Annotated in this window: 22 protein-coding genes and 1 riboswitch; of the genes, 18 read left to right on the top strand and 4 right to left on the bottom strand. The window is 30.4% G+C overall.

Annotated features, from left to right (window positions below; all coding sequences use genetic code 11):
- The 3 genes from AB4Y15_RS09925 to AB4Y15_RS09915 all read left to right on the top strand — a co-directional run.
- Positions 1-295, top strand: a 295-nt coding sequence (locus tag AB4Y15_RS09925) for a His/Gly/Thr/Pro-type tRNA ligase C-terminal domain-containing protein (RefSeq protein ID WP_427340175.1), incomplete at its 5' end; no start/stop codon positions are given.
- 269 nt (positions 296-564) lie between these two features.
- On the top strand, positions 565-2,514 hold the full coding sequence (locus tag AB4Y15_RS09920; protein ID WP_427340174.1) for an OPT family oligopeptide transporter: 1,950 nt from the start codon (positions 565-567) through the stop codon (positions 2,512-2,514).
- Positions 2,515-2,728: 214 nt separating this feature from the next.
- Positions 2,729-4,423, top strand: coding sequence for an FAD-dependent oxidoreductase (locus AB4Y15_RS09915; protein ID WP_427340172.1), 1,695 nt, complete (start codon positions 2,729-2,731; stop codon positions 4,421-4,423).
- A 45-nt stretch (positions 4,424-4,468) separates the two neighbouring features.
- On the opposite strand, the gene AB4Y15_RS09910 is transcribed toward AB4Y15_RS09915, so the two are convergent.
- The 3 genes from AB4Y15_RS09910 to AB4Y15_RS09900 are packed head-to-tail and all read right to left on the bottom strand — an operon-like array spanning position 4,469 to position 7,683.
- A complete protein-coding gene (locus tag AB4Y15_RS09910) occupies positions 4,469-6,427 on the bottom strand; it encodes a hypothetical protein (protein WP_427340171.1) in 1,959 nt (652 codons plus the stop codon).
- Positions 6,402-7,301 (bottom strand): ABC transporter ATP-binding protein, encoded by a 900-nt coding sequence (locus AB4Y15_RS09905; RefSeq protein WP_427340170.1) that lies wholly within the window; start codon positions 7,299-7,301, stop codon positions 6,402-6,404. The genes AB4Y15_RS09910 and AB4Y15_RS09905 overlap by 26 nt, the downstream gene beginning before the upstream one ends.
- Positions 7,294-7,683 (bottom strand): GntR family transcriptional regulator, encoded by a 390-nt coding sequence (locus AB4Y15_RS09900; protein ID WP_427340169.1) that lies wholly within the window; start codon positions 7,681-7,683, stop codon positions 7,294-7,296. Before AB4Y15_RS09900 ends, AB4Y15_RS09905 begins: the two co-directional genes overlap by 8 nt.
- A gap of 290 nt (positions 7,684-7,973) precedes the next feature.
- On the opposite strand from AB4Y15_RS09900, the gene AB4Y15_RS09895 reads away from it, so the two are divergent.
- The 4 genes from AB4Y15_RS09895 to AB4Y15_RS09880 all read left to right on the top strand — a co-directional run bounded on the left by AB4Y15_RS09895 (position 7,974) and on the right by AB4Y15_RS09880 (position 12,119).
- A complete protein-coding gene (locus AB4Y15_RS09895; protein WP_427340168.1) occupies positions 7,974-8,102 on the top strand; it encodes a winged helix-turn-helix transcriptional regulator in 129 nt (42 codons plus the stop codon).
- A 245-nt stretch (positions 8,103-8,347) separates the two neighbouring features.
- The gene (gene pflB / locus AB4Y15_RS09890) at positions 8,348-10,573 is read left to right on the top strand and encodes a formate C-acetyltransferase (protein WP_427340166.1); all 2,226 of its coding nucleotides are present in this window, start codon (positions 8,348-8,350) and stop codon (positions 10,571-10,573) included.
- 27 nt (positions 10,574-10,600) lie between these two features.
- Complete coding sequence (pflA, locus tag AB4Y15_RS09885; protein ID WP_427340165.1) at positions 10,601-11,332, top strand: pyruvate formate-lyase-activating protein; 732 nt, start codon at positions 10,601-10,603, stop codon at positions 11,330-11,332.
- 370 nt (positions 11,333-11,702) lie between these two features.
- Positions 11,703-12,119, top strand: a complete 417-nt coding sequence (locus AB4Y15_RS09880; RefSeq protein WP_427340164.1) for a secondary thiamine-phosphate synthase enzyme YjbQ — start codon at positions 11,703-11,705, stop codon at positions 12,117-12,119.
- A gap of 233 nt (positions 12,120-12,352) precedes the next feature.
- Here AB4Y15_RS09880 and safA read toward each other — a convergent pair whose 3' ends face one another.
- Positions 12,353-12,976: a SafA/ExsA family spore coat assembly protein gene (gene safA / locus AB4Y15_RS09875; protein ID WP_427340163.1), complete on the bottom strand. Its 624-nt coding sequence runs from the start codon at positions 12,974-12,976 to the stop codon at positions 12,353-12,355.
- Between the two features lie 292 nt (positions 12,977-13,268).
- Here safA and AB4Y15_RS09870 point away from each other — a divergent pair, with 292 nt between their 5' ends.
- The 11 genes from AB4Y15_RS09870 (at position 13,269) to AB4Y15_RS09820 (ending at position 25,360) form a co-directional block, all read left to right on the top strand.
- The gene (locus AB4Y15_RS09870; RefSeq protein ID WP_427340162.1) at positions 13,269-14,459 is read left to right on the top strand and encodes a class I SAM-dependent methyltransferase; all 1,191 of its coding nucleotides are present in this window, start codon (positions 13,269-13,271) and stop codon (positions 14,457-14,459) included.
- Positions 14,460-14,532: 73 nt separating this feature from the next.
- Positions 14,533-14,641: riboswitch (TPP riboswitch) on the top strand.
- A 124-nt stretch (positions 14,642-14,765) separates the two neighbouring features.
- Entirely contained in the window at positions 14,766-14,960 is a 195-nt protein-coding gene (gene thiS, locus AB4Y15_RS09865) for a sulfur carrier protein ThiS (protein ID WP_427340161.1), read from the top strand.
- A gap of 1 nt (position 14,961) precedes the next feature.
- Positions 14,962-15,768, top strand: a complete 807-nt coding sequence (gene thiF, locus AB4Y15_RS09860; RefSeq protein WP_427340160.1) for a sulfur carrier protein ThiS adenylyltransferase ThiF — start codon at positions 14,962-14,964, stop codon at positions 15,766-15,768.
- 3 nt (positions 15,769-15,771) lie between these two features.
- Positions 15,772-16,548, top strand: coding sequence for a thiazole synthase (locus AB4Y15_RS09855; RefSeq protein ID WP_427340158.1), 777 nt, complete (start codon positions 15,772-15,774; stop codon positions 16,546-16,548).
- Positions 16,548-17,657 (top strand): 2-iminoacetate synthase ThiH, encoded by a 1,110-nt coding sequence (thiH, locus tag AB4Y15_RS09850; protein ID WP_427340157.1) that lies wholly within the window; start codon positions 16,548-16,550, stop codon positions 17,655-17,657. Before AB4Y15_RS09855 ends, thiH begins: the two co-directional genes overlap by 1 nt.
- Before the next feature lie 17 nt (positions 17,658-17,674).
- The gene (gene thiE / locus AB4Y15_RS09845; RefSeq protein ID WP_427340156.1) at positions 17,675-18,694 is read left to right on the top strand and encodes a thiamine phosphate synthase; all 1,020 of its coding nucleotides are present in this window, start codon (positions 17,675-17,677) and stop codon (positions 18,692-18,694) included.
- Between the two features lie 16 nt (positions 18,695-18,710).
- Positions 18,711-20,024, top strand: coding sequence for a phosphomethylpyrimidine synthase ThiC (gene thiC / locus AB4Y15_RS09840; protein WP_427340155.1), 1,314 nt, complete (start codon positions 18,711-18,713; stop codon positions 20,022-20,024).
- A 1-nt stretch (position 20,025) separates the two neighbouring features.
- On the top strand, positions 20,026-20,634 hold the full coding sequence (locus AB4Y15_RS09835; protein WP_427340154.1) for a thiamine phosphate synthase: 609 nt from the start codon (positions 20,026-20,028) through the stop codon (positions 20,632-20,634).
- 165 nt (positions 20,635-20,799) lie between these two features.
- Positions 20,800-22,113, top strand: a complete 1,314-nt coding sequence (locus AB4Y15_RS09830) for an MFS transporter (RefSeq protein ID WP_427340153.1) — start codon at positions 20,800-20,802, stop codon at positions 22,111-22,113.
- Positions 22,114-22,279: 166 nt separating this feature from the next.
- The gene (locus tag AB4Y15_RS09825; protein WP_427340152.1) at positions 22,280-23,551 is read left to right on the top strand and encodes an MFS transporter; all 1,272 of its coding nucleotides are present in this window, start codon (positions 22,280-22,282) and stop codon (positions 23,549-23,551) included.
- 231 nt (positions 23,552-23,782) lie between these two features.
- Positions 23,783-25,360 (top strand): sodium:neurotransmitter symporter family protein, encoded by a 1,578-nt coding sequence (locus AB4Y15_RS09820; RefSeq protein ID WP_427340151.1) that lies wholly within the window; start codon positions 23,783-23,785, stop codon positions 25,358-25,360.

The raw sequence follows: 25,360 nt of genomic DNA, 5'->3' as shown, positions 1-25,360 counted from the left end.
TGTACAAGTAAGTATATTACCTATTTCTGATAAGTTTAACGAATATGCATTTGAAATTAAGAAAGTATTAGAAGAAAAAGATATAAGAGTTGAAGTTGATACAAGAGCAGAAAAAATAGGATATAAAATTAGAGAAGCACAACTTAATAAAGTTCCTTATATGCTTATTGTTGGGGAAAAAGAAGCAGAAAATAAAACAGTTTCTGTAAGAGCAAGAGGTGAAGGAGATATAGGAACATTTGATATCGAAGAATTCCTTAATAGAATATTGGATGAAATTAAGAATAGAAAATAATGTTTGACGCCTATCGTATAGATAGGCGTTATTTTTTCAAAAAAATATTAAAAAAAATAATTCAAAAAGGAATTTTATGAGAAATATGAAATATATTTTTAATAGTAATAATTAAAAATGTTCTAAAAATTCCAAAAGTCAAGTGGTAGTGGTAAAGTTTTACAATTTCTAAAGATTTTTTAATTGGGGGGTTTTATGAGAATAACAAAATATGAAAGGAGTGAGGAATTAGCTTATTTAAAAAAATTATATAAAAGGGGGAAAGATTGATGTCAGAAGTAAAAAGAAGTTTGTCAGACGCTGCTTATAATCCAAAGGCAGGAGAAGAGTATGTTCCGTTTATACCTGCCAACAAAGTGATGCCTGAATTTACTGCTACAGCAATCATTATAGGTTTTCTTATGGCTATTATATTTGGTGCAGCAAATGCTTATTTAGGATTAAGAGTGGGTATGACTATTAGTGCATCAATACCAGCAGCGGTTATTTCAATGGGCATCATAAGAGGTATAATGAAAAAAGAATCAATACTTGAAAACAATATGGTTCAAACTATAGGATCAGCCGGTGAATCACTTGCAGCAGGTGCTATATTTACACTACCAGCGCTTTTCATTTGGTCTCAGGAATTAGGAATGGATGCTCCAAATTTATTCAGAATAATAGTTATATCACTTATAGGCGGTATATTAGGCGTACTATTAATGGTTCCTTTAAGAAAAGCACTTATTGTTAATGAGCATGGTAAACTTCCATATCCTGAAGGAACTGCTTGTGCTGAGGTTCTTGTAGCAGGAGAAGTTGGGGGCTCTAAAGCAAAAACAGTATTTATGGGATTGGGAATTGGTGCTCTTTATAAGTTTATAGCTGATGGAATTAAGTTGTTCCCAAGTGAAATTGAATGGGAAATAACAGGGTATAAAGGAGCGGCAATAGGTGGAGATGTACTACCTGCGTTATTAGGTGTTGGTTTTATTATAGGGCCTAGAATTTCTGCTTATATGCTAGGCGGTGCTGTTCTAGGTTGGTTAGCCATAATACCTTTGATCTCACATCTTGGTGAATTTATAACAGCACCTATATATCCAGCACCTGTACCAATTAAGGAATTAGGATATTGGGGGATTTGGAACTACTATATCCGTTATGTAGGTGCAGGAGCCGTTGCATTTGGTGGTATTATTAGCTTGATTAAGTCTTTACCACTTATAGTTAGAACATTTAAAGAAGCTCTTGGTGGATTTAAAGCAGGTTTTGAAAATAAAAGCAACTTAAGAACTGACCAAGATATGTCTATGAAACTAGTTGTTGTAGGAGTAATTGTATTAATACTAATAATGATATTTACAGATATTATACCAGTAGGTGTTATGGGTGCAATATTAATAGCAATATTTGGCTTCTTCTTTGCGACAGTTTCATCGAGACTAGTAGGATTAGTTGGTAGCTCATCAAATCCAGTATCCGGTATGACAATTGCTACATTATTGATTACATCTATTATATTTAAAGCTATAGGTTTTGATGGACCTGCAGGAATGATAGGGGCACTTTCTGTTGGTGCTGTAATTTGTATAGTTGCAGCAATGGCAGGTGATACATCTCAGGACTTAAAAACTGGTTTCTTAGTAGGTGCAACTCCTAGGAAACAACAATACGGTGAACTTATTGGTGTTATCGCTTCAGGTTTAGTAATTGGTTTTATTCTAATGTTATTGAATAATGCTTGGGGATTTGGTTCATCTGAACTACCAGCTCCACAAGCTACATTAATGAGATTGGTTGTTGAAGGTGTTATGCAAGGCAACTTACCATGGGCACTTGTATTTACAGGTGTAGGCATTGGTGTAGTTATAGAACTAATGGGTATTCCAGTATTGCCAGTTGCAGTTGGTTTATACTTACCTATACACTTAAGTACACCAATTATGGTTGGTGGTTTATTGAGAGGAATATTAGAAAAGAGAAAAGAAGCAGAAGCAGTTATAAAAGAAAAGATTGAGAGTGGTGTACTATATTCATCAGGATTAATTGCAGGAGAAGGTTTATTAGGTATTTTATTGGCTATATTTGCTGTGATACCAGTAAAGGATAAAAGTCTTGGAGATGTAATTGCATTCGGCAATGGTGTATTAGGCAAATATGGTGCATTGATTGTATTCATATTGTTGGTACTCACATTGATGAAATATTCGTTTTGGAAAAAAATAGAAGAGTAAACTGTTGAAAGGGGATAGTTTTATCCCCTTTTAATAATAACTTTATTTTGTAAGGTAATATAATAGTTAAAAGGGTATAATTAATAATAAAATTTGACATATGTAAAACTGTAAGGGTAAAATATAATTGTCAAATGCCAATAACATTTTTTAGAATTATATTTTAATTTTAAGTCTGACAAATAACAAAAAGAACTTTTCGAGGAGGGTGTTTATGTCTAAAAAATACGTTATTATCGGTGGAGTAGCATGCGGACCGAAAGCTGCTGCTAGGTTAAGAAGATTAGATCCTGAAGCTGAAATTACATTAATTGAAAAAAGTGATGTTATTTCTTATGGTGGCTGTGGTATGCCATATTATTTATCAGGAGAAGTTAAAGAGTTAGAAGAATTATGGTCAACTCCTGTTGGAGTACCTAGAGACCCTCAATTTTTTAAAAAAGTTAAGAATATTAATGTACTAAATAATACTTTAGCAGAAAAGATAGATAGAAAAGAGAAAAAGGTTATAGTAACTAATTTAAAAACAAATGAAAAACAAGAGATACCTTATGATAAACTTGTCTTAGCGGTTGGTTCTATACCTAATGTACCACCAATAAAAGGAATTGATTTAAATAATGTATTTAAACTATATCATCCTTATGATGCAGAAAAAATTAAAAGTTTATTAGATAGTGGCAAAGTTAAAGATGCGGTAATAGTTGGTGGAGGATTAATAGGTTTAGAGGTTGCAGAGGCTTTAACTAAACAAGGTGTTAAAGTAACAGTAGTAGAAATGATGGATAAAGTGCTTCCTAAAATGTTGGATACTGAAATGTCTATGTTATTAATAAGAGACATGAAAAAGAATAAAGTAGATGTATTGACTAGTACAAAAGTATTAGAATTAGAAGGGGATAATGAGGGAAATGTTAAGTCTGTAGTTACTGATAAAGGGAAACTTGATGCTCAATTGGTATTAATTTCAGTTGGTGTGAGACCTAATATAAAACTTGCAGAAGAAGCAGGATTAGAAATTAGTGAAAACAGAGCGATAAAAGTAAATGAGTATCTTCAAACAAGCGACCCTGATATATATGCAGGTGGGGACTGTGTAGATAATGAAAATATAATTTATAATAGAAGATTATATACACCATTAGGAGATATAGCCAACATTCATGGTAGAATTATAGCCAATAATATTTATGGAAAAAAAGAAAAATTCCCTGGAACAGTAGGAACAAGTATATGTAAAGTTTTTGATTTCAATGTTGCTTCTGTGGGAATGACAGAGGAAATGGCAAGAAAAGAAAATAGAGATATAGTTACAGTTTTAGCACCTGCACCAGATAAAGCACATTTTTATCCAACAGGTAAGCCAATTTTTATTAAATTAATTGGAGAAAGACCAACAGGAAAGATAATTGGAGCACAAATAGTAGGGTATGGTGATGTGGCTAAACGTATAAATATGATAAGTGTAGGACTTTACTATGGAATTACTGCATCTGATTTAGCAAACATGGATTTTGCATATGCTCCACCATTCTCACCAGCTATGGAAAACTTAATAGTAGCTGCAAATATAATGCGTAATAAAATAGATGAAATTGCAAAGTCTATTTCTGCAATTGATGTTAAGAAAAAACTAGATAATGGAGAAGATTTTATCTTATTAGATGTTCGTTCACCTAAAGAAATTGAAATGATGTCTTTACCATATGAAAATGTAAGATACATACCATTAGGTGCATTAAGAGAAAAATACGGTGAATTACCTAAGGATAAGGAAATAATAGCATTTTGTAAAATAAGTTTAAGAGGATATGAAGCACAGAAAATTTTAGAAGAAAAAGGATTTAAAAATGTGAAATTTATGGATGGCGGAATATTGGCTTGGCCATTTGAACGTAAAATGAAATAAAAAAACATCTGCCCTTATTTAGTGGGGCAGATGTTTTTTCGTGTATTATAAGCTGTTTTTAATGAAATCTGGTACATTTTCATCAGAATACCAACCAGTTATTTTATTAGAATCTTTTAAGTAAAATACTACAGCATATTGTTTATTGTTTAAAGAAAAATTTCTGCAAGTCCTTAATAGTTTCTCTATTTTTTCTTTATCTTTAATTTCTATTTTTTTACCCTTTATAGATTCAAAATCATATATATTATCAATGTTTTCTACTTCTTTTATATTTTTTACTATTGCGTATTTAATGTCATTAGGTGTTATTCTTGCTTTTTCGTAATATCCTTTTTGTTTTAGCCAGTTTTCCAAGTTCTTATACGATTTTTTCCATTCCGGCACTATCATTGACTCGTGCGGTTTAACATTATCTATATATTCAACATCAATATATGCCCAAGGCTCTTGTTTTGCAGTCATTTCCTCATAAGATTCTTCCAAAATATCTGCTTTTACAGCTTCTATAAATTCTTTTATTTCATTTTTGTTAGAAATTGTAACGATTTCATTTGAATACATCGGATTGATTTTTATGATTTGTATTTTATTCGGATCTATCCTAAATATACTATTATTAATTATTTTATATTCTTTTAATTCGTATATTTTCTTTATATACGGATTATTATCAACCATCTTTTGAGGTACAGAGTATTCTCTCATTAAAATACTTCCATTTTTCAATTTGTATCCTATAGCAATTTGCCTATTTCGGTTTTCTGATGGTATATTTTCTATTTCAGATTTATTATTTATTATCGTTTCATGTAGTTTTAATATATAAATAATATTATTTTTATTGCGAATCAGTAAATTATCTTCTTTTAAACTCTTTTCATTTACATAACTTCCGAAATATGCACCTTCTATTTCGTCTAAATTAGGTAATTTTTTCTCATATCCTATTAAATCTAAATCAATAATTGTAAAAAATAAACCGGCAGCTATTACAAAAGGAATAAAACCATATAGCCTATTAAATACCCATATAGACTTTCTTATTATCATTTCTGCTATGATGTAGCCGAATAATGCTCCTATAAAAAATCCAAAATATAGCCAAAAATGATTTTTTGTAACTGCAAATGAAAAATATAATCCTCCTAAAATCATACTGCAAAACGTAACACCATATTTGAATATAGGTTTTAATATATCAAATACGATACTATCTCCGGCACTTTCTAAATTTCTTTTATGATATAAGAATTTTGAAACTAAAAACAAAATAACCAATAACGCTATATACCATATTATCAATAAAGGATTTATTTTTTCTCCGTATAAACCTCCAGTTATAGGTATTACTTTTAAAGCAAAATTTTCAATAATTGTATCATTTGCAGCATAGCCAAACAACATTATATCTAGAGTTAGCATTATCAAACCTGTTAATCCTAGAGGTAAAAATAAAAATATTAAAGATAATATGGCTTGAATAAAAGAGACACCACTTATCATGCCTGTAAATACTGTCATAAGAAGTACGGTGTAATTTAAAATTAGTGTAGTAAACAGCCATTTATATATATCACCAGCGGTTATATTTGCTCCTGTGTATATTCCATTATAAATTAAAAACATAATTATAAAATTTACAAAAATTGGCATAAACAATATGATTGAACTAGCTAATACATGGCTATTAAATAGCATGTTTCTTGTAAATGGAAAAGAATGCATCATACCTGTTGAATTTTTAAGTTGCATATACCTGAAAATAATAGTTCCGAGTATTAATGGGAAAACTATGGCAAATATTATTTGAAAAATATGTTCATTTATGCTGATATATGTTTCAAAGTAAGAATTAATTGTATTTGCGTTTTTTACATTGATTAAAAAGACTATTGGACCAGTAAATATTAAAGCTAAAAAGTATAATGTTCCTATTCCCCAAAGTCTTCTCAAATCTTCTCTTATGATAGTTTTATTAAAATATGATGTTTGTGATTTCATAACCTGCACATCCTAACTCATATATAAATACTTCTTCAAGGGAAAGTGGTAGTATGTCTAATATAATAGGATTATATTTGTTAAAGATTGATACTACCTTTTCTCTATTACCTTTTACGATTAATAAATGTATGCTTCCACGTTTTTCTTTATGAAGTATTCTTAGTTCTTTATTTAGATTAGTTGGAAAATCATTTTTATATGCTATTTGAATTTTATGGACATCAGATTTTAAATCATCTAAGTTACTTTCTATAAGCATTTTACCTTTATGCATAATACCTATATGATCACATATGTTTTCTAATTCTTTTAAGTTATGGGACGATATAAGTACAGTTGTTTCTCTTTCGGCTACATCTTCGACTATTAAATTCCATACCTTTCTTCTCATTAAGGGATCGAGTCCGTCTATAGGTTCATCGAGTATCATTACTTCTGGCATAATTGATAGAGTAAGCCAGAAAAGTACTTGTTTTTGCATTCCCTTTGAAAGCTTGTTTATTTTTTTGTTTTCATCTATTTCAAATACTTTTTTTAATTTTTCATATCTCTCTTCATTCCAATTAGGATATATTCTTTTATAATATGATGCCATGTTTTTAATCGTATATTGAGGAAAGAAATATAAGTCATCAGGGATATAACCTATTTTTGATTTGATATTTATATTTTCATATACTTTTTCTCCTAATATTTCTACATCTCCTTTATCTTGTTTATATATGCCTGTTAAATGCTTTATCAATGTGGTTTTACCAGCACCGTTAGGACCAACTAAACCATATATAGAACCTTTTGGAACATTTAAATTTACATTATCTAAAGCTTTAAAATTACCGAAATATTTATCTAAATTTTTTACTCTAATCATTATTTTCTCCTCCTTTCACTCTATCATAGGTTTCTTCTAATAATTTGATTAATTCTTCCTTTTCACAACCTAAATATATTAATTCTGATAAATTTTTTATTATTTCATTTTTTAATCTTTCCATCTTTTCTTTATCCACCTTCTCTATTTTCTTTGATACAAAACTTCCTCTTCCTCGAACAGAATATATATATCCTTGTCTTTCTAGTTCTCTGTATGCTTTTTGAATAGTATTTGGATTTATAGTGAGCTGTTTTGCTAAATCTCTTACAGATGGAATCTTTTCATCAGCTTTTAGTACATCGTTTATTATTAATTCTTTAAATTTTTCTACAAGTTGTTCATATATTGGTTTTCGATTTTTTAAGTCTATTTGAAACATTTTGCACCTCCTTACATGTGTAATAAGTGTACTATTAGTATTAATACACTCATTATATCTTTTTTTCATATTATTGTCAACAGTTGAAATTTTATCATGTTTTGTTAAATAAGCATTTTGGTACACTGAAATGTATTAGATTAAAAAAACTAAATTTTTTCAAGCGTACATAGGTATTGCGGTCAGAAGAAATCATTCAAAAAACATGTAATGTTTTAGAGTTTTAGAGATAGATGAGAAAGAATTAAGGAAAAAGCAAAAAAACAAAAAGATTGGTTGAATGTAGATAAGTGATAATTATATTAAGTAAAAGATATAGTGATATCAGTAACAAAGAGCTAGGACAAAGGTTAAATCTATCAGAACCAACAGTGTCAAATATTTTAAGTGAACAGAGTAATCATGAAAAGCTGAAGTAGACTATTGAAAAGATTGAAAAAGTTATAAAATTATAAAAGCCTGACCCTTGTTATTCTTCATCTCGACAAACCATATAAATATATTTCCTTGATTTATTTATCATTAAAAATTATAATTATATTAAGAAGTTATGTATACAGTATACAAAACAAAAAACAAAAATCAAGATAGAATATAGTATAAACATGAAGGTTATTATATATTTAGAATTTTATATAAATACATGAAAGGATGTGTCGATTAAATGAAAGAATGGCAAGGTTTTGAAAAAGGTAGATGGATGAAGGAAATTGATGTAAGAGATTTTATCCAAAAAAATTATAAACCTTATGAAGGGGATGAAAGCTTTTTAGCAGGGCCAACTGAAAGAACTAAAAAACTTTGGAATAAAGTATTGGAATTAATGAAGGAAGAAAGAAAAAAGGGAATTTTAGATGTTGAAACTAAAAAGGTTTCAACTATAACTGCCCATGCACCAGGATATATAGATAAAGAATTAGAACAAATAGTAGGACTGCAAACTGATAAACCTCTTAAAAGAGGAATTATGCCCTTTGGGGGATTAAGGGTTGTTAAAAAGGCTTTAGAGTCCTATGGATATGAATTAGATAAAGAAACGGAAGAAATATTCTTAAAGTATAGAAAAACCCATAACGATGGGGTATTTGATGCTTATACCGATGAAATGAGAAGAGCAAGAAGATCAGGGGTTATTACAGGACTTCCTGATGCCTATGGGCGTGGAAGAATTATTGGCGATTACAGAAGGGTAGCATTATACGGCGTCGACAGATTAATTGAAGGTAAAGAAGAAGAAAAGAAACAGTTAGAAATGGATTATATGGAGCCTCATGTTGTTCAAATTAGAGAAGAAATTGCAGAACAAATAAAGGCTTTACATGAGCTGAAGGAAATGGCTAAATCCTATGGTTATGATATTTCCAGACCTGCAGCAAACGCTAAAGAAGCGGTGCAATGGACTTACTTTGCTTATCTTGGAGCTATTAAAGAACAAGACGGAGCAGCAATGTCTTTAGGCCGTGTATCTACATTCTTTGACATATATATTGAAAGAGATATAAAAAACGGCGTATTAACTGAAGAAGAAGCTCAAGAATTAATAGATCATTTTGTAATGAAATTGCGTATGGTTCGTTTCCTTAGAACGCCAGAATATAACCAATTATTTTCTGGAGACCCAACTTGGGTAACTGAAGCCATAGGCGGTATGAGTATAGATGGAAGAACTTTGGTTACTAAAACAAGTTATCGTATATTACACACCTTATATAATTTAGGACCAGCTCCAGAGCCAAACTTGACAGTTTTATGGTCAACAAGATTGCCAGAAAACTTTAAAAAATATTGTGCAAAGGTATCAATAGACACAAGTTCAATACAATATGAAAATGATGACCTTATGAGACAATGGTATGGTGATGATTACGGCATAGCTTGCTGTGTATCAGCTATGAAGATTGGTAAACAAATGCAGTTCTTTGGTGCTCGTGCTAATCTGGCAAAGGCTCTTCTCTATGCTATAAATGGTGGGAAAGATGAAAAAACTGGAGTACAAGTAGGACCAGAATTTGCACCAATAACATCAGAATACCTTGATTACGATGAAGTAATGAGAAAGTTTGACCAAGTAATGGACTGGTTAGCACAGCTTTATATAAATACATTAAACATAATCCATTATATGCATGACAAATATGCCTATGAAAGATTACAAATGGCTTTACATGATAAGGATGTATTAAGAACTTCAGCTTGTGGTATAGCAGGGCTTTCAGTTGTGGTAGACTCTTTATCAGCTATAAAGTATGCTAAGGTTAAAGTTATTAGAAACGAAGAAGGATTAGCAGTAGATTATGAAGTAGAAGGTGAATATCCTTCCTTTGGTAATAACGACGATAGAGTTGATGAAATAGCAGTAGAGATAGTTAAGAACTTTATGAATAAATTACGTAAGCATAAAACTTATAGAGATTCTATACCAACACTTTCTATATTAACTATTACTTCTAACGTGGTATATGGTAAAAAGACTGGTAGCACTCCAGATGGAAGAAAGGCTGGAGAACCATTTGCGCCAGGGGCAAATCCAATGCATGGTAGAGATAAAAGAGGAGCAATAGCTTCAATGGCATCTGTTGCAAAACTTCCTTACGAGCATGCAGAAGACGGGATTTCATATACATTTTCTATCGTTCCAAAGGCACTTGGTAAGGATAAAGAGGAAAGAATAAACAATCTTGTTGGAATACTAGATGGGTATTTCCATGATACAGGACATCATATAAATGTTAATGTCCTTGATAAAGAAACATTATTAGATGCTATGGAACATCCAGAAAAGTATCCACAATTAACAATTCGTGTTTCAGGATATGCTGTAAACTTCATAAAACTTACAAGAGAGCAGCAATTAGATGTAATTAAGAGAACTTTCCATGAGCGTTTCTAGAATTAAAAAATTAAAGTGGTGTTTAAAATGAATGTGAAAGGTAAGATTCACTCAATTGAAACTTGTGGAACTTTAGATGGTCCTGGACTTCGCTTTGTGATTTTTACCCAAGGTTGTCCCTTAAGATGCCAGTATTGTCATAATCCAGACACCTGGAAATTTGAGGATGGAGAAGAGGTTACAGTAGATGAAATTATGAATGAAATTGTTAAATATAAATCCTTTATGAAGTTTTCAGGTGGTGGGATAACAGCTAGTGGTGGGGAGCCTTTAATACAGTCTGATTTTATTAAAGAATTGTTTAAACGATGCAAAGAAGAAGGAATTCACACTGCCCTAGACACCTCTGGATGTGTAAGTATAGAAAAGGCTAAAGAAGTTATTGACTATACAGATTTAGTTTTACTTGATATAAAATCTTTTGACGCAATAAAATACAAGAATTTGACAGGAATAGCTTTAAAACCCACAATAGAATTTGCGAAATATTTATCTGAAATCAATAAGCCAATGTGGGTAAGATATGTATTAGTACCTGGTTTAACCGATGATATAAAAGATATTGAAGAATTGGCTAAGTTTCTATCATCCTTAAAGAATGTAGAAAGAGTAGAAATATTGCCATTTCATAAAATGGGAGAATATAAATGGGAAGAGCTTGGATATGAATATAAATTAAAGGATACAGAGCCTCCAACAAAGGAGAAGATTGAAGAAGTGAAAGCGGTATTTAAAAAATATAATTTGGATGTTAAGTAAAAAGCACTACAGACCATATGGTCTGTAGTGCTTTTTATATGTGCGCCAGGTGGGAGATATTTAGAAGGAAAAATTTAAGAAGATGATTAAATTGAAATAGAAGAGATAAAGAAAGTATATCAATAGAAAATATCAATTTGGATAAATTTTATGGAAAATATTACAAAATAAAAAATGAATATAGATATTAAAACTTTATATAAAAAGAAAATCTTAGATTCTGGTGAAATGATATGATACTATTAATATAGCAGTTATTGCATGTGTTGATGCAGGAAAATTAGCATGAATAGAGTATATGAAAAAGATATATAGGTATTATTTTAAATTTGAATTTGGAAACTTAACAAAATTACAGGAGGTGGATATTTTGAAAACCTATAGAAAAGAATTATGGTTTAAAACTGAAACTAGAAGAGCTTTTATAAACATTACTCCTCAAATTGAAGAATGTTTAAGAGAGAGTGGTATTAAAGAAGGATTACTTTTGTGCAATGCTATGCATATTACATCAAGTGTCTTTATTAATGATGATGAACCAGGATTACATAGAGACTTTGAACGCTTTTTAGAAAAACTAGCTCCAGAAAAGCCTTATGATCAATATGACCATAATGGATTTGAAGATAATGCAGATGCACATTTGAAAAGGACAATTATGGGAAGAGAGGTTGTTGTAGCTATAACAGATGGAAAATTAGATTTTGGTCCTTGGGAGCAAATATTTTATGGAGAGTTTGATGGAAAAAGGAGAAAAAGAGTTTTAGTAAAGATTATAGGAGAATAGAAAAAAGTCCCTATGGTACTATGACACATTGATTGAGGTGAAAAGAGATATTGGAAAAAACAAATATTATGCCATTAAAAAGCTTGAGATTTGTAATATTGGAGAAATGAATAAGTTGTTATATGCCTTAGAGAAAAATGGTTTTTGATCTGAGGGAATAGAGAAGATATTTTTTAAAAATGCTAAAAGAGTTATCAAAGGAATTTTATAAGTCAAGGGTAAAAACCCTTGACTTATTTTCTAATTGCTTTCATAAACATTTGAGTCCAATAGTATCTTCCGTATTTATCTTTTGCTACACCTACACCTATTTCGTTGTATATTGGACTTAGTATATTATTTCTATGACCTTCTGAATTCATCCAACTGTTCATAACCTGTTTTGGAGTTCTCTGCCCTTTAGCTATATTTTCACCTGCTGCAGTAAATCTTAAGCCAAAATCCTCCATCATTTTAAAAGGAGAACCATAAGTTGGAGAATAGTGTCCAAAATAGTTTTTGTTTATCATATCTTGTGATTTAAATCTTGCAACTCTTGAAAGCTGCCAGTTTGCTTTAAGAGGTTGTAAACCTCTTTTTGACCTTTCTATATTAACTAGCCTAATAACTTCATTTTCAAGTGCTTTAACATCACTTATGTCTGGTATTTTAAGTTTTTGTCCTGGATATATTAAATTAGGATTTTTTATTTGTGGATTTGCTGAAATAAGTTCACTAAGTCCAACTTCGAACTTAACAGCTATTTTCCACATACTGTCTCCAGGTTTTACTGTATAGATTGTTTGTTGTGCAGAAGCAGGTATAGAAGTTAAAAATAAACTTATTAAAATATATAAAATCAAAAACTTTCTCTTCATATTATCACCTATATTTTTATTTACAAATAGTTTAAGTAATAATAGTTATGATTATGTTATATAAATAATGTTAAAGGTTCTAATTTTTAAAAGAACAAAATCTTCGATTTAATAAATTAAGGAAGATTTTGCCCATATCCATAGACGGAAATTATATTTGAATTTATCCACAATTTAAAGTAGTCTAATAATTTCCTATGGATTATAAAAAAAAACTTATAATTTGTTTTAAGTTTGTTATAATGATATAGGATAACTAAACTTGCACGTAAACTAAAGGAGAGATATGTAGATGGATGAAATTCGAAAATTACTTCATGATATTATTGATAAAAATAGTTTAATATATGGAGTTTTGAGTAAAGTCAAAGTTAAAGATGAACAGAATTTTTCAAAGGTTACGATAAAGCCGGTACTGATTAAAAATTCTGTTAATATACAGTTTACATATCATTATAAAAATAAGGTTATGCATAAAAATATAAAATTGAACGAATCTTCAAATGAGATAGTGAAATTAATAGACACATATTTTAGGCAAGCTGTTTTATTTACAACAGAAGCCGATTATCAGATTTTAATTAGCAAGAAGGGAAAAGTTAAGATACTTAAGAAAAAACCAACAAAGAGTTTAGTAGATTTAAGTCATAATCGTAAAAAGAACTATTTGATAGAAGAGGGAAAACCATGTCCATTTTTAATAAGATTAGGAGTAATGAATGAAAAGGGTAAAATATATTCAAAAAAATATGATAAATTTAGGCAAATAAATAGATTTTTAGAAATTGTTTCAGATGTTATATCGAAGGTAGAAATAGGAAAAAGTTTTAATATAGTCGATTTTGGGTGTGGTAAATCTTATTTAACTTTTGCACTCTATTATTATCTAGTCGATATTCTCGGTTTGGATGTTAATATAGTAGGGCTGGATTTAAAGAAAGATGTTATAAATTTTTGTAATAATGTAGCTAAAGACTTAAATTATGATAAACTTAAATTTATACATGGAGATATAAAAGAATTTAATGGTTTTGAAAAAGTTGATATGGTTGTAACATTGCATGCTTGTGATACTGCTACTGATGATGCACTTAGTAAAGCTGTAATGTGGAATGCAAAGATAATACTTTCTGTGCCATGTTGCCAGCATGAACTGTTTTCAAAAATTAAAAATCCTATAATGATGCCTATGCTAAAACATGGGATAATAAAAGAAAGACTTGCATCTTTGGTTACAGATAGTATAAGGAGCAATGTATTGGAAATATTAGGATATTCAACTCAAATGATAGAGTTTATAGATATGGAACATACTCCTAAAAATATCATGATTCGTGCAATAAAAAAAGCTAATTATAATAAAAAAGCGATTAAAGAGTATATAGAATTTAAAGAATTTTGGAACTTAGAAAATCTTTATATTGAATCAGTTTTTGGTAATAAACTTACTGACTTGTTGAATATTAATGATAATGTAGATTAATGAAATAATAATTTTATTGGTTGTAAACGAGAAAAACGTATGTTATAATTTTTGTAGAATTAAAACTGAATATTTGCACAACTAGGGGAGCCTATAGTGATAGGCTGAGAAAGAGATGTTATCTCTGACCCTCATAACCTGATGTGGGTAATGCCATCGTAGGGAAGTTTGTGTTTGTAATTTATCACAAATTCTCTAGGAATTTGTGATTTTTATTTATACAGACTTATTTGGTTATGAGGGAAGCGTTAGATAGCTTCCCTTTTTCTTTTAAGTTCATCAAAATAACGGAAAGGAGGTGGAAAGGTGATAGTCAATGGAAAAGAAATGAACTTTGAAACAGAAATAACAGTAGATGAACTTCTTAAAAATCTTGAACTAGATAAAGATAAAGTTGTTGTCGAGGTGAATTTTGAAATAGTTCCTAAGGAAAAGTATACAGATAGAATACTAAATAAAGAAGACAAAGTTGAAATAGTAAGTTTTGTAGGAGGAGGTTAATTTGAAAATATTTTTGAATGAAAGAAAATTTGATATAGCAGAAGGTACTACAGCTTTTCAAGTTAGAGATATTGTTAAAAAAGATGCAGATATAGTTGTGCTAAACGGATTTATTATAAAAGAAGATATGGTTTTAAAGGAAAATGATAGATTAACATTGATTAAACGTGGAGAAATTCCCGATAGAGATGAATTGGAAGCTCTTTTAATTGCACGTCATACTCCTGGAGTCCATGAAAAAGTAAAAAAGGCATACATAGGTATTGCGGGGCTTGGAGGACTCGGTTCTAATGTGGCTATTTCGTTGGCGAGAATAGGTATAGGTAGACTTCTTTTAGTAGATTTTGATGTCGTTGAACCTAGTAATTTAAATAGGCAGCAGTATTTTATAAAACATATAGGTATGTATAAGACATGTGCTATGAAGGATATTATTTTTCAAATTAATCCATTTGTAAACGTAGATATAAAAAATGTGTATTTAGATGAAAACAATATTACTGAAATTTTTAAAGAAGTTGATATTATAGTAGAAGCTTTTGACAATCCTTACTCTAAAGCAACATTAGTAAATACAGTACTAAATAAAATGCCGGAAAAAGTTGTGGTAGCTGCTTCTGGATTAGCTGGCTACTTTTCTAATAATACAATAGTAACTAGAAAAATTAAAGATAATTTTTATCTGGTAGGTGATGGGGTAAAAGAAGCAAAAGTTGGATGTGGTTTAATGGCACCAAGAGTGGGAATAGCAGCTAATCATCAGGCAAATACCGTTTTAAGAATTATTATGAATGAAAGGGATGTATAGATTATGGATAAGTTAATTATTGGTGGAATCGAGCTAGAAAGTAGATTATTTATAGGGACTGGTAAATTTCCAAGCAAAAAAGTAATTCCAGATGTTATAAAAAGTTCCAAAACACAGGTAATTACTATGGCATTAAGAAGAGTAGATTTAAATTCTAAAGAAGAAAATATTCTCGAGTATATACCTAAAGACTGCATTTTACTTCCAAATACTTCTGGTGCAAGAAATGCAGAAGAAGCAGTAAGAATAGCAAGATTGGCAAAGGCTCTGGGATGTGGAAATTGGATAAAAATAGAAGTAATATCAGATAATAAATATCTTCTACCAGATAACTACGAAACTATAAAGGCTACTGAAATATTAGCAAAAGAAGGATTTATAGTGCTTCCATATATGAGTCCAGATTTAATTGCTGCTAAAAGGCTAGTTGAAGCTGGGGCAGCAGCAGTTATGCCGTTAGGAGCACCTATAGGTACAAATAGAGGGCTTAAGACCAAGGAATTGATACAGATTATGATAGATGAAATAGACTTGCCGGTAATTGTAGATGCTGGTATAGGTAAACCTTCTGATGCAGCTGAAGCTATGGAAATGGGTGCAGCAGCAGTGTTAGTTAACACAGCTATTGCCACTGCTGGAGACCCTGTTAAAATGGCAGAGGCTTTCAGATTGGCAGTTGAAGCTGGGCGATTGGCTTATACTTCTAAATTAGGTCCTGAAAAAAGATTTGCTGAAGCTTCTTCACCACTTACAGGATTTTTAAACGAAGGTGAGAAATAATGAGTTTTTATAGAGAATATTTAAAATATAAGGATTTTGAATTTAATAAATTTTTGGAAAATATAACATCAGCGGATATATTTAGGATAATAAATAAAGATAAAATAGATGAATACGACTTTTTGGCTTTTCTGTCAAATGAAGCCGAAAAGCATTTAGAAGAGATGGCACAAAAAGCACACAGATTAACAATTCAAAATTTCGGTAAAACAATACTTCTTTATACACCGTTGTATCTTTCTAATTTTTGCATAAATAGATGTTCATATTGTGGGTTTAATATAGAGAACAAAATTAAAAGAAAAAAATTGACTTTTGAAGAAATAGAAGAAGAAGCTAAAGTGATTTCATCTACAGGGCTTAGACATATTCTAATATTAACAGGTGAATCGAGAAAAGAAACTCCTGTTTCTTATATAATTGATGCAGTAAAAATTTTAAAGAAATATTTTGATTCTATTTCTATAGAAATATATCCTCTTAAAGAAGATGAATATAGAGAAGTTATCAAGGCGGGAGTAGATGGACTTACTATTTATCAAGAAGTATATGATGAAGATATATATGATAAAGTCCATATAGCTGGGCCTAAAAAAAATTATAGATTTAGATTAGATGCTCCTGAAAGGGCATGCAAAGCCCGAATGAGAAGTGTTAACATAGGTGCTCTTCTCGGGTTAAATGATTGGAGAAAAGAAGCCTTTATGACAGGGCTTCATGCAAAATATCTACAGGATAAATATTCTGACGTAGAAATAAGCGTTTCTTTGCCTAGAATAAGGCCTCATATAGGAGTATATGAAGATATATATCCAGTAAGCGATAAGAATTTAGTTCAAATAATGCTATCTTTAAGACTTTTTCTACCCCGTATAGGCATTACGATTTCTACAAGAGAAAATCAGAAATTAAGGGATAATCTAATTCCATTAGGAGTTACTAAAATGTCAGCAGGAGTATCTACAGAAGTTGGTGGCCATTCATCTAAGACAAAAAGTGATAGTCAATTTGAAATATCTGACAAACGAAGTGTTATAGAAATGAAAGAAGCTATATTGTCAAGGGGATATCAACCGGTATTTAAGGATTGGATGCACATAGATTATTAATGTTGAGGTGTTCTTTTATGAATATTTACAGAATGATTGATGCAAATATTAATAGAGTTTCTGAAGGATTGAGGGTTTTAGAAGACATATCTCGGTTTATTTTAGAAGACTATAATATGTCTAAAAGCCTTAAGGAAATGCGTCATCTTGTTAGAAAGAGTTTTTTAGATTCTAAACTGATAACTTTTAGAGATTCCTGTAATGATTTGGGATTTAACATATCACAATCCAGTACTATCGATAACAAAGAAGATTTATTAAGTTTAGTAGAAGCGAATTTTAAAAGAGTACAAGAAGGTTTGAGAAGTATTGAAGAATCTCTCAAGATTTTAGGGCATTACGATAAATCAAAAGTATATGAGAGATTAAGATATGAGTCTTATGATTTGGAGAAAAAATTTGGTTTAAAAAAAGATTTCCTCGATACTGATATATACGGAATTACTGCTGAAGAGTTTTCTTTAGGTAGAACTAATATTCAGGTAGTTGAAGAAATGATAAAGGCTGGAATAAAAATTATTCAATATAGAGAAAAAGAAAAAAGTAAACTTGAGAAATATAATGAATGCAAGGCTATTCGAAAACTAACAAAAGATAGTGGAGTAACTTTTATTGTTAATGATGATGTAGATATAGCTATTGCTGTAGAGGCTGATGGGATTCATTTGGGACAAGATGATATGCCTATAGAAGAAGTCAGAAAAATAGCAGGTAATATGATTATAGGCTTGTCAACACACAATATTGAACAAGCTAAAACAGCGGTTAAAAAAGGTGCAGATTATATAGGAGTAGGACCTATATTTAACACTACAACTAAAAAGAATGTAGAAAAATCTGAAGGACTAAAGTATCTCAAATGGGTTTCAGAAAACATTCCAATTCCCTATGTAGCAATAGGAGGGATAAAAGAGTCAAATATTATAGAAGTTAAAAAATACGGTGGAAAATGTTTTGCTATGATATCTGAAATTGTTGGTTCGCCGAATATAGTTAAAAAAGTAGAGAGTATAAGAAAATTACTAAAAACTATATAGTAAAGGAGAATGGGATATGAATTATACAACTCAAATGGATGCCGCTAAAAAAGGCATAATTACTAAGGAAATGGAATTAGTTGCAGAAAAAGAAAAAATAGATGTTGAAGTTTTAAGAGAAAAGATAGCACAGGGTAAGGTTGTAATACCTGCTAACAAAAACCATAACTCACTTGATCCAGAAGGAATAGGAGAGGGTTTAAGGACTAAAATAAATGTAAATTTAGGAATTTCAAAAGATTGCTGTAATATTGAAGAAGAGCTTAAGAAAGTAAAAACAGCTCTTGAAATGAAGGTTGAAGCGATTATGGATTTAAGTTCTTATGGAAAAACTGAAGAGTTTAGGAAAAAGCTTATTGATATGTCTTCAGCTATGATAGGCACTGTACCTGTATATGATGCAGTTGGTTTTTATGATAAAGAGCTTAAAGATATAACAGCAGAAGAATTTTTAAAGGTTGTAGAAAAACATGCTCAAGATGGTGTAGATTTTATGACAATCCATGCAGGGATAAATAGAGAAACTGCTGAAGTTTTCAAAAGAAACAAAAGGCTTACTAATATAGTATCAAGAGGTGGTTCTTTATTATATGCATGGATGGAACTAAACAATAAGGAAAATCCATTTTACGAATACTTTGATGAAATTTTAGATATATGCGAAAAATACGATGTAACCATAAGTCTTGGTGATGCCTGTCGTCCAGGAAGTATAAATGATGCTACAGATGCAAGTCAGATTAAAGAACTTATAGTGCTTGGAGAACTTACAAAAAGGGCATGGGAAAGAAATGTACAGGTAATGATAGAAGGACCTGGACATATGCCTTTAAATGAGATAGCTGCAAATATGATTCTTGAGAAAAAGCTTTGTCATGGAGCACCTTTTTATGTGTTAGGGCCTATAGTAACAGATATTGCACCGGGATATGATCATATTACGAGTGCTATAGGAGGAGCTATAGCGGCTGCGAATGGTGCAGACTTTTTATGTTATGTAACACCTGCTGAACATTTAAGACTTCCTACATTAGAAGATATGAAAGAAGGTATTATTGCTTCTAAAATTGCTGCACATGCTGCTGATATAGCAAAAAATATTAAGGGTGCAAAAAAGTGGGATTATGAAATGAGTAAAGCAAGACAAAGCTTAGATTGGGAAAGAATGTTTGAGCTAGCTATTGATCCTGAAAAGGCAAGAAGATATAGAAGGGAATCTATGCCTGAACATGAAGATAGTTGTACAATGTGTGGAAAAATGTGTTCTATGAGAAATATAAACAAAGTAATGCAGGGTAAAAATATAAATATTTTAAGAGAGGACGACTAAAATGCTTTACCTCATTACTAATAGGAAAATTATTAAAAAAGACAGCTTTTATGAAGTAATAGAAGATGCAGTAAAAGGTGGAGTAGATGCTGTTATATTAAGGGAGAAAGATTTATCTTATAATGAACTTCTGCCTATTGCAGTTAAATTGAAAAACATCCTTAGTAGTTATAATATACCATTAATAGTCAACGGAGATTTAGATATTGCAAAAAATATAAAAGCAGCCGGTTTTCATACAAGTTTCGATAGATTTATAAAAGAAAAAATTGAATTTAAAGGACTTTTAGGTGTATCTGTACACAGTTTAGAAGAAGCTATAATTTCTGAAAAGTACGGAGCGAGTTATATCTTGGCTAGTCATATATTTGAAACGGAATGTAAAAAAGGATTAAAACCAAAAGGCATAAAAATGATTGAAGAAATAAAGATGAATGTGAAAATTCCTGTAATAGCATTAGGTGGTATAAATCATGAAAATATAGATAAAGTTTTATCTGCAGGAGCTGATGGAATTGCAGTTATGTCATACATAATGGCTTCGGAAGAACCATTCTTGTCTGCTAAAAAACTAAAAGTGAAAATTAATGAATTTTTATCTAAAAAATAAGAAATAAAAATCATTTTAAAATTTTCTAACAAATTAAATGATTTTCACAAAATTTTTAAAAAGAACTTATAAAATATTAAAAAATCACTTTATATATTGAAAGACAGAAAATATTGTGGCATAATTAACAAGATAGCAAAATAAATATGATAGGAGGATATATTAATGAACGCAGTAATTAGTTACATTAAAGATGTTAAGAACTCATCAAAGAATGCTAAACTATTCATACTAACAAACGTTTTATTTGCTATCTTGATGGGTGCCACTTGGACTGGATTGGGTATAGTAATTGAAAAAACTTTTAATCCCAAAGTATTAGGAACTGCATTTGCAATGCATACATTGGGTATGGCAGTATCGGCTGTTCCTGTAGGTAGAGGAGCTAATAAGTTTGGATATAAGCCTGTATTAATGGCAGGTACAATTGTAGGAGCAGCATGTCTTGTTTTAAATGGTTTTATTCCGAATGTTTTATTACTTTATGTTATCAATTTTATATTTGGATTGTCTCAAGGTGTTTATGAGGTACTTCCTGCACCATGTATAAATGCTAATACAAATGAAAAAGAAAGAGCATCAGTTATGGCGGTTATGTTTGGACTATACTGGCTAGCGGTTGTAATAATAACTAAAACTTCAGGGAATTTTATTTCAATTTTTCAATCAAAGCTAGGAGTAAGTGAATTAGTTGCATATAAATATTATACTTTTGTTTCTGCAGGAATTGGATTGTTAGGGATTTTTCCTATTATGGCAATGGATGAAGTTAATAAAGATGAAAGATTAGATATAGAGAAGAAAGAATCAACTTTACTTCAAGATTTAAAAGTAGTTGCTAATAAAGAAGTAATGTTATATTTAGTATATATGGGATTAATAGGTCTTGGAGCAGGATTGTTCTGTCCGTTCTTCGCTAATTTCTTTAAAAATGGACTAAACTTAGAGCCTACTGTTGTTGGTAATATACTTTCAGTTCAGTATTTTGCAATGGTTATTGGAATGTTTATTTGTCCATTATTGGTTAAGAGGGTAGGTTCTGTTGTAACATTAGGAGCGGCTTCTTTAGCATCAGTACCTTTTATGTTAATTATTGTTAATTCAGATCAATTTGGTTCTGCAATGATACCAGTATTAACAGCTGCTTTCTTCATGAGATCGGGACTTATGAATTTAGCTATGCCAGTTATGTATAGTTTACCATTAGAATTTGTTGAAAAAGAAAAAAGAGCTCCTCTTGCAGGAATAATATCGTTATTTAGTTCAGGAACCCGTGCATTATCTTCATTTATTGCGGGTCATATAATGGCTATACCAGCTTTTAATGTTGGAAAATATTTACTAGATGGATATAGAATTCCTTACTATGTTGCAGGAGTGTTATATACAGTAGCTACAATAATATTACTAAAAACTTATGTTAAAAAATATAACAGAATTAATAAAGGCGAAAACCAAGAAAGTCAAATGGCAGCTTAATAAAATGAGGCGTGAGTTTAAAACAAGCTCATGCCTACTTTTTTTCTAAGATATTTGTACTTTTCCTTTTTTAAAGAGGAATAAGAATAATTTTGTTGAATTAATAATAATCATTAAATAACTTTGAGTTTATATTTTGCTTATATATTGATTAGGAGGTGTAGTTATGCAAAATGTTTATGCTGAAATAAAAAAAGATAAACAAATCTGGAAATTCTGTTTTTATGGTTTTTTGAAAAACCTGAAGTTCTTTGAACCATATCTCTATATATACCTATTAGCTAACGGATTAAGTTTATTTAAGGTTGGTGTTTTATTTGCAATAAGAGAAATAGTAACGTATATTTTTGAAGTTCCTTCAGGTATTTTTGCAGATAGTTATGGTAAAAAGACAGAGTTGCTTATTTGCTTTACATTTTATATAATATCTTTTATATTTTTCTTTTTAAGTACCAATTATATGGTGATAATTATAGCTATGATATTTTTTGGACTAGGTGAAGCATTTAGGTCAGGTACACATAAGGCTATGATATATTCATATTTAGAACAAAAAGGATGGTTTTCTTATAAAGGATTTGTATACGGAAGAACTCGTTCATTTTCACTTTTAGGTTCATCAATTTCAGCCTTTTTATCTATAATTTTTGTTTTAAAACTACCTGCAATGAGATGGATTTTTCTTATTTGTATTTTACCCTATATTTTAGACTTTTTATTAATCTTAAGTTATCCTAACAGTTTGAATGAAAAGAATGAAAGTGATTTAAGTATTAAAAAATTTTTTGTTAATAGTTTTATAAAGCTTAAAAGCATATTTAATAATAAAATGCTAGTAAAAGTTTTAATCAGTTCGTCATTATATGATGGAATTTTTAAGACTATAAAAGACTATATACAGCCAATTTTACAGACTACTATATTATTAATGGGAGCTTCATATATTACAAATCTGGATTCAGATAGCCAAATAAAGGTAATTTTAGGTATTACGTATGGAATATTCTATATATTTAGTTCGATGGCTTCGAGAAACATATATAGGCTGAACAAATATTTGCCTTCAAGTAAACTTATGCAGATTTCATTTGATATTATGGGTATATTATCTATAGCATTGTATTTTACAATTAAATTTAAATTGATATATTTAGTGTTAGGGTTATATTTCGTTTTATATGTGTTAAAAGATGGACGAAGGCCATTAGTTGTTGATGTATGTGGAGATTATATGAATAAAGATGAAAGAGCGACTGTTATGTCGATAGATAGTCAATTGAAATCGCTATTTGTTGTTATTCTAGCACCATTATTTGGATTTATAGCTGATAAGTTTTCAATTCAGGTTTTATTCCTTATAATAGGAATAAGTATGTTAATAATTAATAGACTGTTAAGTCTTGTTAATGATTCGAAATATATGTCGACTAATTCTTAAAAATGGCTTAGGCCATTTTTTTTTGCATAAAAATAAAATAATTACACACATTAACAATTGCACCTGAGATTAATTTGTCAGAAAATAACTTTCAAAAAGTTAGTGTGGGGAATATAAATCAGACAATCTGCACACTCCGATATTTTCAGAAAAGTAAAAACATTTGAAATTCGTCGACATATGTCATATAATATAACTAACAGTCGAATTAAGCTTGGAGGGAGGAATTCTATGGCAAACAACAGAGAAAATTGGGGATCGAAGATAGGACTGATACTAGCGATGGCAGGTAATGCTATCGGTTTAGGTAACTTTTGGAGATTCCCATATCAGGCTGCCAACAATGGTGGTGGTGCATTCCTAATTCCATATTTTGCAGCACTTATAATGATTGGTATTCCAGTAATGCTAGTTGAATGGAATCTTGGACGTTATGGTGGTAAATATGGACATGGGACATTAGGTCCTATGGTATATTTACAAGCTAGAGAAGGGATAAGTCCGAGAAAAGCAGCAATAATAGATGCTTTATCAGGTGCATTAGCTTTTGCTGTTACATTATTAGTTAATTCATATTACAATCAAATAATTGGTTGGACTTTAGGATACAGTTATCTTTCAGCAACTGGTGGTTATATGGATACTGCAAAGTCGACAGGTGAAATTTTCGTAAACTATATTCAAAGTCCAAAAGTATTTATATTTTGGATATTAGCTTTATTAGGTCTTGCATTTGCAGTTACAAGGGGAGTTCAAAAAGGTATTGAGAGTTGGGCAAAATTAATGATGCCTGTATTATATATATTCGGAATTATATTAGCTATAAGGGCTTTAACTTTAGGAAGTCCTGTTAATCCTGACTGGTCTTCATTAAAAGGTTTAAATTATATTTGGAATCCTGATTTTACAAAACTTAATTGGAAAGCTGCATTGGCTGCTGCAGGACAGATATTCTTTACATTATCAATCGGTATGGGTATTATAGCAAACTATGCTTCGTATTTGAAACCCGATGATGATGTTGTAGTTTCGTCATTGGCAACTATCTCATTAAATGAGTTTGCAGAAATAATTTTAGGTGGTACTGCTGTTATACCTATAGCATATGCATTTTTAGGACCTAAGGGAGTAGATGTAGGTGTAGGACTATCATTTGTTGCATTACCAAACGTATTTAGATCGATGGCTGGAGGTCAGTTGTTTGGTGCATTATGGTTCTTGCTATTATTCTTTGCTGGATTTACTTCAGCGATAGCTATGTTTAACTATTTAACTGCATTAGTTGAAGAAGATTTGAAAATTGAAAGATCTAAAGCTGCATGGATTATTTTCTTTGGATATATAATTGTTGGATTACCAGTAGGTCTTGAACCGATTTTAACTAAAACTGCTGACCTTATGTATTTAACTGAAGTAGATAACTGGGTTGGTTCATATTTACTATTAGTATTAGGTTTAATAGAAGTAGCAGTTGTTGGTTGGTTAATGAGAGAAAGAGCTTTAGAAGAATTAAATAGAGGTGGTATATGGAAAGTTCCAACATGGTTCTTCAACTTATTTGTTAAAATAATAGCTCCTGCTTCAGTTGCTATACTTCTATTCTTCTCAACCAAAAAATATATCGAAGATGGATACTTTGATTTGATACCATCTTCTGTTGCTGATAAACCTCAGTTAATACCTTGGGTAGTAGGTGGTAGAATAGTTGTAATTGTTGTATTAATAGCTGGGTTCATACAATCATATATTTCAATTAAGAATAAGTATGGTAATGAGCTAAAAGAAGGTAAGATATTGATCCGTTCATAA

The sequence above is a fragment of the Caloranaerobacter longqiensis genome, from assembly GCF_050286925.1.
In the GTDB taxonomy this organism is placed as follows: domain Bacteria; phylum Bacillota; class Clostridia; order Tissierellales; family Thermohalobacteraceae; genus Caloranaerobacter.
Note: the sequence above shows the minus strand (reverse complement) of the source record. Positions and strands in the feature narration are given on the sequence as shown.

What these genes read in the sequence shown, in the direction of transcription:
- AB4Y15_RS09920 (WP_427340174.1), top strand. Translation starts at nt 565, where the DNA reads ATGTCAGAAGTAAAAAGAAGTTTGTCAGACGCTGCTTATAATCCAAAG.
- AB4Y15_RS09915 (WP_427340172.1), top strand. Translation starts at nt 2,729, where the DNA reads ATGTCTAAAAAATACGTTATTATCGGTGGAGTAGCATGCGGACCGAAA.
- AB4Y15_RS09910 (WP_427340171.1), bottom strand. Translation starts at nt 6,427, where the DNA reads ATGAAATCACAAACATCATATTTTAATAAAACTATCATAAGAGAAGAT.
- AB4Y15_RS09905 (WP_427340170.1), bottom strand. Translation starts at nt 7,301, where the DNA reads ATGATTAGAGTAAAAAATTTAGATAAATATTTCGGTAATTTTAAAGCT.
- AB4Y15_RS09900 (WP_427340169.1), bottom strand. Translation starts at nt 7,683, where the DNA reads ATGTTTCAAATAGACTTAAAAAATCGAAAACCAATATATGAACAACTT.
- pflB (WP_427340166.1), top strand. Translation starts at nt 8,348, where the DNA reads ATGAAAGAATGGCAAGGTTTTGAAAAAGGTAGATGGATGAAGGAAATT.
- pflA (WP_427340165.1), top strand. Translation starts at nt 10,601, where the DNA reads ATGAATGTGAAAGGTAAGATTCACTCAATTGAAACTTGTGGAACTTTA.
- safA (WP_427340163.1), bottom strand. Translation starts at nt 12,976, where the DNA reads ATGAAGAGAAAGTTTTTGATTTTATATATTTTAATAAGTTTATTTTTA.
- AB4Y15_RS09870 (WP_427340162.1), top strand. Translation starts at nt 13,269, where the DNA reads ATGGATGAAATTCGAAAATTACTTCATGATATTATTGATAAAAATAGT.
- AB4Y15_RS09855 (WP_427340158.1), top strand. Translation starts at nt 15,772, where the DNA reads ATGGATAAGTTAATTATTGGTGGAATCGAGCTAGAAAGTAGATTATTT.
- thiH (WP_427340157.1), top strand. Translation starts at nt 16,548, where the DNA reads ATGAGTTTTTATAGAGAATATTTAAAATATAAGGATTTTGAATTTAAT.
- thiE (WP_427340156.1), top strand. Translation starts at nt 17,675, where the DNA reads ATGAATATTTACAGAATGATTGATGCAAATATTAATAGAGTTTCTGAA.
- thiC (WP_427340155.1), top strand. Translation starts at nt 18,711, where the DNA reads ATGAATTATACAACTCAAATGGATGCCGCTAAAAAAGGCATAATTACT.
- AB4Y15_RS09835 (WP_427340154.1), top strand. Translation starts at nt 20,026, where the DNA reads ATGCTTTACCTCATTACTAATAGGAAAATTATTAAAAAAGACAGCTTT.
- AB4Y15_RS09830 (WP_427340153.1), top strand. Translation starts at nt 20,800, where the DNA reads ATGAACGCAGTAATTAGTTACATTAAAGATGTTAAGAACTCATCAAAG.
- AB4Y15_RS09825 (WP_427340152.1), top strand. Translation starts at nt 22,280, where the DNA reads ATGCAAAATGTTTATGCTGAAATAAAAAAAGATAAACAAATCTGGAAA.
- AB4Y15_RS09820 (WP_427340151.1), top strand. Translation starts at nt 23,783, where the DNA reads ATGGCAAACAACAGAGAAAATTGGGGATCGAAGATAGGACTGATACTA.